The sequence below is a fragment of the Terrabacter sp. P5_B1 genome, assembly GCF_056400505.1.
The window spans coordinates 1-8,352 of sequence record NZ_JBFULD010000186.1; the positions used below are offsets into that span (position 1 = coordinate 1).

Below are 8,352 nucleotides of genomic sequence, written 5' to 3' on the forward strand. Positions count from 1 at the left end.
CGGAGAACTGGTGGGGGTAGTCGTCGATCCGGCTCTGGGCGTGCGGGATCCCGACGACGGCAAGCAGCTCGGCGGCGCGTCGCCGAGCGGCACCCGTCGAGACGCCGCGGTCGTGGGCGCGAATCATCTCGACGATCTGCCAGCCGACCTTGTAGTAGGGGTGCAGGCTCGAGAGCGGGTCCTGGAAGATCATGCCGATGCGCGCCCCCCGGATCCCGCGGAGGACCTCAGGGGAGGCCCCGATGAGCTCCGTCCCGTCGAAGCGCGCCGACCCGCTCACCCGTGCACCGGTCGTCAGGCCGGTGATGGTCTGCGTGGCCACGCTCTTGCCGGAGCCGGACTCGCCGACGATGGCGAGGGTGGTGCCACGGTCGACGTCGAAGGAGAGCCCGCGCACCGCCTCCAACACCCCGTCGGGGGTGTTGAAGGCGACGCGGAGGTCACGGACCTCGAGGAGCGACATGGTGACAGCTCCCGCTTCTCGCTCAGCCGCCCTGCTTGTCGGCGCTCAGCCAGACGTTCGTGGGGTCGAAGTTCTGGATCGCCGGCACGTAGACGGCACCCTTCACCTGGGTGGCCCGGTAGTTGGCCTGGATCGGGTTGGTGATCGGGAAGAACGGGGCGTCCTTCATGACCGCCTGGTCGGCCTGGGCCCACATGGTCGCCGCCTCGTCCTGCGTCTTTGACGCGGCGGCCTGTGCGATGACCGAGTTGGTGGCGGGGTTGTCGTAGAGACCGAAGTTGCTGCCGAGCGGCGGGAAGGCCGCCTTGCCGTAGAAGAGCGGGTTGAAGAACGACAGGGCCGCGTTGCCGTACCAGTCGGCGCCCCACCCGGCCGTGGCCAGGTCCCAGACGCCGCGCTTGGCGACGGTGGGCACCTGCAGGTACTTCGTGTAGAAGTCGGCGTTCGGCGAGGGGACGCCGACCACGGTGACGCCGATCTTCGACAGGTCCTGCTGGACCGTCTGGAAGGCCTTGCTGCTGCCCTGCGACGAGTTGCGGTAGAGCATCTTGAGGGTGAGCCCGTTGGGGTAGCCCGCTGCGGCGAGGTCGGACTTGGCCTTCGTCKCGTCGTAGGGGTAGAGGTCGAAGTTCTTCTCGCCACCGACGATGACCGACGGCAGGACGTGGCTGAGGGGCTCGTTGAGCTTCGGGCCACCCAGCACCTGGATGATGTTCGTCCGGTTGATCGCCTCGGAGAGCGCCTGGCGCACCTTGACGTTGCCGAGCGCCCCGTTGGTGTTCGGTGACACGGTGTTGAACACGACGTAGGGGTTCGATGACGAGGTCGGGCCGAGGTTGAGGTTGGGGTCCTTCTGCGAGATGAGGGCAGGGAGCTGCGAGGGCGGCGGGAAGTTGTCCCATTCCATGTCGGCGGTGGCCGTCCCGGTCTGCAGCTGCTGCTGGGTCGAGTCTTGTGTGACCGTCTCGTTGATGACGATCTTGTCGACGTACGCCTTGCGGATGGGGTCGGACGCCGCCGACCAGGCGGGGTTCCGGACGAAGGTGATGCTCTTCGTCGGCGCGTACGACTCGATCATGTAGGGGCCGTCGGAGATCGTGTGCTGCCCCAGCTCCGCGCTGGCCGGGACGTAGGCCTCGTACTCCTTCGGTGCCGGCGAGAAGGCGGTCAGGGTGAGCATGTCGGGGAAGTAGGCGGCCGGGTGCGTCAGCTTGAACACGACGGTGAGGTCGTCCTTGGCCACGACCCCGGGCAGGTCCGTCTTGTTCATGTAGGCCGAGATCGCGGCCGCCGTGCTGCCGGCCTTCCCGAACCCGTCGCAGAACGTCTTCATGCCGACGATGAGGTCGAGGTAGTCGGGCAGGCCGCCGAACGGCTGCGCGGGGTTGCACGTGCGCTTGACGCCGCGCACCATGTCGGCAGCCGTCACCTGGCGGGCCGGTGAGGTGTTCCACTTGGCCCCCGGCCGGATCGCGATGGTGTAGGTCAGGCCGTCGCCGCTGATACCCTTGCCGGCCGTCGGCATCTCGGTGGCGAGGTCGGGCACGGCTTGCGTCGTCTGACCGTTCTGGGCGGGGTAGGTGAACAGCTGCCTGCTCCACTGCCGCAGTCCGAGGTAGCCGATGCTGTAGTAGCTGATGTTGGGGTCCATGTAGTCGACGTCGCCACTGCCGAGCATGTTGAGGGTTCCCCCGCGGACGGGGGTGCCGGCGGCCGCAGCACCGGCCCCGCCGGTCCCGCCCGTTCCCGTCGTGCCGTTGGACGCCGTGCACGCGGCGAGTCCCAACCCGGCGGCGGCGATGGCGGTCACCCACGTGAGCGGCCTGGTGCTTCTGGTCATGTCGTCCCTCTTCCGTGACGGGCACGCGTGCCCCCTCGGCGGCCTCGTACGTCGGGGCGTGCCGGTTTCACGCTAGGCACGCCGCGGGTGTACCGGGCGGCGTACTGACGAGGCGACACGAGAGTGCAAACGAACCGTCACGGACGGAAGGCTTGTGTGACGCTTTGGTGACAGTCGTCATGTGCCGTGCGGGGCCGCGTGATACTGGCGGTATGGCGCGGCGTGTGCTGCTGGTCGAGGACGATGCGAGGGTTCGGCGCGTTCTCCGTCTCGCGCTGGAGGACGAGGGGTTCGAGGTCGTCGAGGCCGGCGACGGTCAACAGTGCCTGACACAGCTCGCCGGCGTGGACCCAGACGTCGTGCTGCTCGACCTCATGCTGCCCGACACCGACGGCTTCTCGGTGTGCCGTGAGATCAGACGCAGCAGCAGCGTGCCGGTCATCATGGTGACGGCGCGCACCGACAGCCATGACGTCGTGGCAGGTCTCGAGTCGGGTGCCGACGACTACATGACGAAGCCCCTCGTCGCGCGCGAGCTCACCGCACGCATCCGCGCCATGCTCCGACGCGTCGAGCCGGCCGTCGACCAGCGCCCACGCCGGATCGTCGTCGACGACGTCGCGATCGGCCTCGACGACGGGGTCGTCACGAGGGACGGACGCCGGATCTCCTTGACCCGCACGGAGTTCCGGCTGCTCGTCGAGCTGGCCGTCGCCGACGGACGCATCTGCAGCCGTGAGGACCTCCTCGACCGGGTGTGGGGCTACGGCTACTTCGGCGACAGCCGCATCGTCGACGTCCACGTCCGCCGTCTGCGGCAGCGCATCGAGCCGGATCCCGCCAACCCGAGGTACGTCGTGACGGCGCGCGGGCTGGGATATCGGCTGGCGGTCTGAGTGCGGGGCCTGCGGTCGCGGGTGACGCTCGCCTTCGGGCTTCTGTCGCTGGCGGTGTCGGCCGTGCTGTCGCTGCTCATCTGGACCGTCGTCTCGACGTACCTCGTCAGCCAGCACGAGGCGATGGCGATGGCGGAGGGAGACCTCGGCCGCACCGTCATCGAGGAGGGCCTCGTCTCGAGGGCCGGTCTCGTCACGGCACCCCTCGACGGCCTGCCGACGACCCAGTCGACTGCGTCCCTGTGTCTCGTCGGTGGGCAGTGGTACTCGACGTCGCCGCAGCTCGGTGCCTCCACCCTTCCGGCGGCCCTCATCGACACCGTGACGGGAGGCCAGGGCGCGACCCAGCGGGTCGACGTCGACGGCCAGCTCGTCCTCGCGGTCGGGGTCCCGCTCTCGCCCGCGCACTCCGCCTTCTTCGAGGTGTTCCCGTTGACCGAGCTCGACCGGACGCTCCAGACCCTGTCGACCGTGCTCGTCGTGGGCGCCGCGGCCACTGCCGTGCTCGGGGCCGGGCTCGGACGCAGCGCGAGCCGCCTCGTGCTGCGACCGCTTGCCGAGCTGGGGAGCGTCGCCGCCGCCGTGGCCGAGGGACGCCTCGACGCCCGTCTCCAGACCGGCAACGACCCCGACCTCGGCCCGCTCGGGGCGTCGTTCAACCGGGCCGTCGCCGAGCTCGAGCACCGGGTCGCGGCGGACTCGCGCTTCGCGGTCGACGTCAGCCACGAGCTGCGCACGCCGCTCACGACGATGCTCAACTCGATGGAGGTCATCCAGAACCGCGAGGACTCGCTGCCGGAGTCGGTGCGCGAGCCGCTCGCCCTGCTCGCGGAGGACCTCGAACGCTTCCGTCGGCTCGTGGTCGACCTGCTCGAGATGGCCCGGCACGATGCCGGCCAGGGCCTCGTGCTCGAGGAGGTCAACCTCGCCGACCTCGTGCGGACGGCCGCCGACCATGCAGCGGGGCGCCCGGTCACCGAGCCGGGGGCGCCGCTCACGGTACGGGTCGACAAGCGCCGGCTCGAACGGGTCGTCGCAAACCTCGTCACCAACGCCGACTCGCACGGTGGGGGCGTCGTGGCCGTGCGGCTCGTGAGGCTGGGCACGACTGCTCGCATCGAGGTGGACGACGCCGGCCCCGGGGTCGCTCCCGACCACCGCTCCCGGATCTTCGATCGGTTCGCCCGAGGGTCCGGCCCCTCCGACGGAGCGGGCCTCGGGCTCGGCCTCGCCATCGTGCAGCGTCACGTCGCGCTGCACGGGGGATCCGTCGGTGTCGAGGACCGACCGGAAGGAGGTGCGAGGTTTGTCGTCGAGCTGCCGATCACCGAGGCCTGAGCGGCCCCGGAGCCCGGGCGTCCGGGCCCTGGCCGGGACCGTCGCATCCTCGCTCCTCGTGCTGGGGCTGGTGTCGGCCTGCACGCTGCGTCCGCAGGAGGCCCCCGTGGTCGTCCCGGGCTCGACGCGGGCGACGACGTCCGGCTCGGTGACGGCGACCGCGGTGCCCTTCACGATGCAGGTCTACCTGCTCCGGGGCGACCGACTCGCCCGGGTGGAGCGGCAGGTGTCCGAGGGGTCAGGCATCGACCCGGCCCTCGCGGCGCTCGCCCTGCCGGTGTCTCGGGACGAGGTTGCCCTCGGCCTGCGCACCGCGCTGCCCGCGACGACGGCCCCGATCGTCGGCCGGTTGACCGCCGACGGCGCGGCCGAGATCAACGTGCCGCCGGGGTTCGACCGACTGTCCGTGCGGGCACAGCAGGAGGCCCTGGCCCAGCTCGTCTTCACGGTCACCGCCGACACGATCGCGTCCGCGGTGCAGATCGTCCAGGACGGCAAGGTCCGGGCGATGCCCGACGCGAACGGGCGGCTCCTCTACCGGCCCCTCACCCGGGACGACTTCGCCGCGCTGTCCCCGGCGTCGTGACGACCGCACCGGTCCATCCCGGGCGGCGGTCGGCAATCCGCCTACAGTTGGTCCATGGAGCGGCGGATCTTCGGGATCGAGAACGAGTACGGCGTGACCTGCACGACGCAGGGCCAGCGGCGCCTGACTCCGGACGAGGTCGCGCGCTACCTCTTCCGCCGGGTCGTCGCGTGGGGGCGTTCGAGCAACGTCTTCCTCGGCAACGGTGCGCGCCTCTACCTGGACGTGGGCTCCCACCCGGAGTACGCCACGGCCGAGTGCGACTCCGTGCGTGAGCTCGTCGTCCAGGACAAGGCGGGGGAGCGGATCCTCGAAGGTCTCGTCGAGGACGCCCAGGGCCGGCTGCGTGACGACGGAGTGGAGGGCGAGATCTTCGTCTTCAAGAACAACACCGACTCCGCCGGCAACTCCTACGGCTGTCACGAGAACTACCTCTACGGGCGGTCCGGCGACTTCCAGCGGGTCTCCGACATGTTCATCCCGTTCCTCATCAGCCGGCAGATCATCTGCGGGGCCGGCAAGGTCGTCGCGACGGCCCACGGCGCCAGCTTCGCCGTCAGTCAGCGGGCCGACCACATCTGGGAGGGCGTGTCGTCCGCGACGACGCGCAGCCGCCCCATCATCAACACCCGGGACGAGCCGCATGCGGACGCCGAGAGGTATCGCCGTCTGCACGTCATCGTCGGTGACTCCAACATGTCCGAGACGACCAACCTGCTCAAGGTCGGCAGCGCCGACCTCGTGCTTCGGATGATCGAGGCGGGCATCGTCATGCGTGACCTGTCGATGGAGAACCCCATCCGGGCCATCCGCACCATGAGCCACGACCCGAGCGGTCGCGCCACCGTCCGGCTCGCCAACGGACGCGAGCTGTCGGYCCTGGACATGCAGCGCGAGTACCTCGACAAGGCCGTCGAGTTCGTCGACCGCGAGGGCATGGACAGCCCGGACACGAAACAGGTCATCGACCTCTGGGGCCGCGCCCTCGACGCCATCGGGTCGGGAGACCTCGACGCCATCGACACCGAGATCGACTGGGTCATCAAGCACCGTCTCATCGAGCGCTACCGGGCCAAGCACGGACTCTCCCTCGCCGACGCCCGGATCCAGCAGATCGACCTCGCCTACCACGACATCAACAGGCGGCGCGGGCTCTTCTACCTGCTCCAGCGGCACGGTCGAACGGCGCGCGTCGCCTCCGACGTCGAGATCTTCGAGGCGAAGGTCCGTCCGCCGCAGACGACGCGCGCCAAGCTGCGCGGCGACTTCATCCGGGCCGCCCAGGCCCACGGTCGCGACTTCACCGTGGACTGGGTCCACCTCAAGCTCAACGACCAGGCCCAGCGGACCGTCCTGTGCAAGGACCCGTTCCGTTCCGTGGACGAGCGGGTCGAGCGCCTCATGGAGACGATCGACCGGTCCCCGACGGTCCAGCGGCCCCTCTGAGCCCACCCCTCCGCCGGGTGGTCGAGCACCACGGTGACGGCTCACGGCGTGCCGTTCCCACCTGTCAGCGCGCTGTGCACCRCGCACAAGGGTGGGGGTTACAGTGGCTGGGATTTGCCCAGCGGGACCTCCACGCCCGCCCGCCTCGACCGAAAGTCTTCCCCTGTGCGCCCCAACCGCCCAGCCGCTCGTGCGGCCGTTGTCCTGATCGCTGCCCTCGGGCTCACGACCGTCGCTGCATGCGGGTCGAGCTCGTCCGGGTCCACCGGCACCTCGACCACGAGCGTCGCCGCGTCGGCCGCCCTCAAGGGTGTGACCGCCACCGGTGCCGTCGACCTCAAGACGGCTCCGAAGGTGACCCTCGGCACCACGCCGATCAGCTCCAAGGCTGTCGAGCACAAGGTGCTGACGCCGGGCTCCGGCACGGCCGCGACCAAGGCCGACACGGTGCGCCTGCGCGCGCAGATCTACAACGGCACGAGCGGCAAACTCCTCGACGACGGCTTTGCCGCGGGGCGCTCGGAGGAGGGCTACCGTCTCGGCCGGTCCGACATCGTGGCCGGCTTCCTCGAGGGTCTGGTCGGCGCCACGAAGGGTAGCCGCATCGCCTTCACGATTCCGCCCGAGAAGGGCTTCGGCTCTGCCGGCAACGAGCAGCTCGGCGTCAAGGGCACCGACACCATCGTCGTCGTCGCCGACATCGCCGACGTGCACACGCCCATGACGAAGGTCGACGGCACCCAGACGGCGGCGCCCGCTGGTCTGCCCACCGTGGAGTTCAAGAACGGGCCGACCAAGGAGCCCACCGTCACGGTGCCCAAGACGGCCGCCCCGACGACGACGCAGCAGGCGACCCTGATCCAAGGCACCGGGGCGACGGTGCAGAAGGGCCAGACGATCAGCGCGCAGTACCACGGCGTCCTCTGGAAGGACGGCAGCGTCTTCGACTCCTCGTGGCAGCGTGGTGCGGCCGCCGACTTCCCGATCGGCGTCGGCGGGGTCATCCCCGGTTGGGACAAGACGCTCGTGGGCAAGAAGGTGGGCAGCCGCGTGCTGCTCGTCATCCCGCCGGCCGACGGCTACGGCAAGGCGGGCAGCCCGCCGAAGATCTCCGGCACCGACACCCTCGTGTTCGTCGTCGACATCCTCGACGCCTACTGAGCAGCAGCCGGACCGGCGACCCGATCGCCACCCACCTGAGTCACCTGAGTCACCTGAGTCACCTGAGTCACCTGAGTCACCTGAGTCATCTGAGTCATCTACGAAAGGGAAACGCAGCATGGCACTCGACCCCAACCGCACCAAGCCCGAGATCGACTTCCCGGAGGGCGACGCACCTGCCGACCTCGTCATCGAGGACCTCATCGAGGGCGACGGCCGCGAGGCGAAGGCGGGCGACACGGTCAGCGCCCACTACGTCGGCGTCGCACACTCGACGGGCGAGGAGTTCGACTCGTCCTGGAACCGCGGCAGCGCGCTCGACTTCCGTCTCGGGGTGGGCATGGTCATCGCCGGCTGGGACAAGGGCATCGAGGGCATGAAGGTCGGTGGCCGGCGCAAGCTGACGATCCCGGCGCACCTCGCCTACGGCGAGCGTGGCGCGGGCGCCGCCATCCAGCCCGGCGAGACGCTGATCTTCGTCGTCGACCTCGACGACGTGCGCTGAGGACACCTGTGGACAGGCCCTGAGGGGTCAGCGACCAGCGAGCAGCATCCGGGCGACATGACGCCCTGAGACGGCCGCGCCGAGAAATCCGGCGCGGTCGTCGTCGTATCCACGGCC

At 69.9% G+C, this 8,352-nt stretch carries 8 protein-coding genes; 6 read left to right on the plus strand and 2 right to left on the minus strand.

Annotated features, from left to right (window positions below; translation table 11 throughout):
* Together AC1DP0_RS13825 and AC1DP0_RS13830 are read right to left on the minus strand one after the other, a co-directional pair.
* Positions 1-463: ATP-binding cassette domain-containing protein (locus AC1DP0_RS13825; protein ID WP_478085126.1), on the minus strand; the 463-nt coding region annotated here is incomplete at its 3' end.
* 22 nt (positions 464-485) lie between these two features.
* Positions 486-2,303 (minus strand): ABC transporter substrate-binding protein, encoded by a 1,818-nt coding sequence (locus tag AC1DP0_RS13830; protein ID WP_478085127.1) that lies wholly within the window; start codon positions 2,301-2,303, stop codon positions 486-488.
* Between the two features lie 212 nt (positions 2,304-2,515).
* On the opposite strand from AC1DP0_RS13830, the gene AC1DP0_RS13835 reads away from it, so the two are divergent.
* The 6 genes from AC1DP0_RS13835 (at position 2,516) to AC1DP0_RS13860 (ending at position 8,235) form a co-directional block, all read left to right on the plus strand.
* Positions 2,516-3,199 carry a response regulator gene (locus AC1DP0_RS13835; protein WP_478085128.1) on the plus strand — a complete coding sequence of 228 codons (684 nt, stop codon included), beginning with the start codon at positions 2,516-2,518 and terminating at the stop codon, positions 3,197-3,199.
* Positions 3,200-3,220: 21 nt separating this feature from the next.
* Complete coding sequence (locus AC1DP0_RS13840) at positions 3,221-4,537, plus strand: HAMP domain-containing sensor histidine kinase (RefSeq protein ID WP_478085129.1); 1,317 nt, start codon at positions 3,221-3,223, stop codon at positions 4,535-4,537.
* Positions 4,538-4,595: 58 nt separating this feature from the next.
* Positions 4,596-5,123 (plus strand): GerMN domain-containing protein, encoded by a 528-nt coding sequence (locus AC1DP0_RS13845; RefSeq protein WP_478085130.1) that lies wholly within the window; start codon positions 4,596-4,598, stop codon positions 5,121-5,123.
* 54 nt (positions 5,124-5,177) lie between these two features.
* Positions 5,178-6,569 carry a Pup--protein ligase gene (pafA, locus tag AC1DP0_RS13850; protein ID WP_478085131.1) on the plus strand — a complete coding sequence of 464 codons (1,392 nt, stop codon included), beginning with the start codon at positions 5,178-5,180 and terminating at the stop codon, positions 6,567-6,569.
* A 165-nt stretch (positions 6,570-6,734) separates the two neighbouring features.
* Positions 6,735-7,730, plus strand: a complete 996-nt coding sequence (locus tag AC1DP0_RS13855; protein ID WP_478085132.1) for an FKBP-type peptidyl-prolyl cis-trans isomerase — start codon at positions 6,735-6,737, stop codon at positions 7,728-7,730.
* Positions 7,731-7,848: 118 nt separating this feature from the next.
* Complete coding sequence (locus AC1DP0_RS13860; protein ID WP_478085133.1) at positions 7,849-8,235, plus strand: FKBP-type peptidyl-prolyl cis-trans isomerase; 387 nt, start codon at positions 7,849-7,851, stop codon at positions 8,233-8,235.
* The last annotated feature ends 117 nt before the right edge of the window (positions 8,236-8,352 follow it).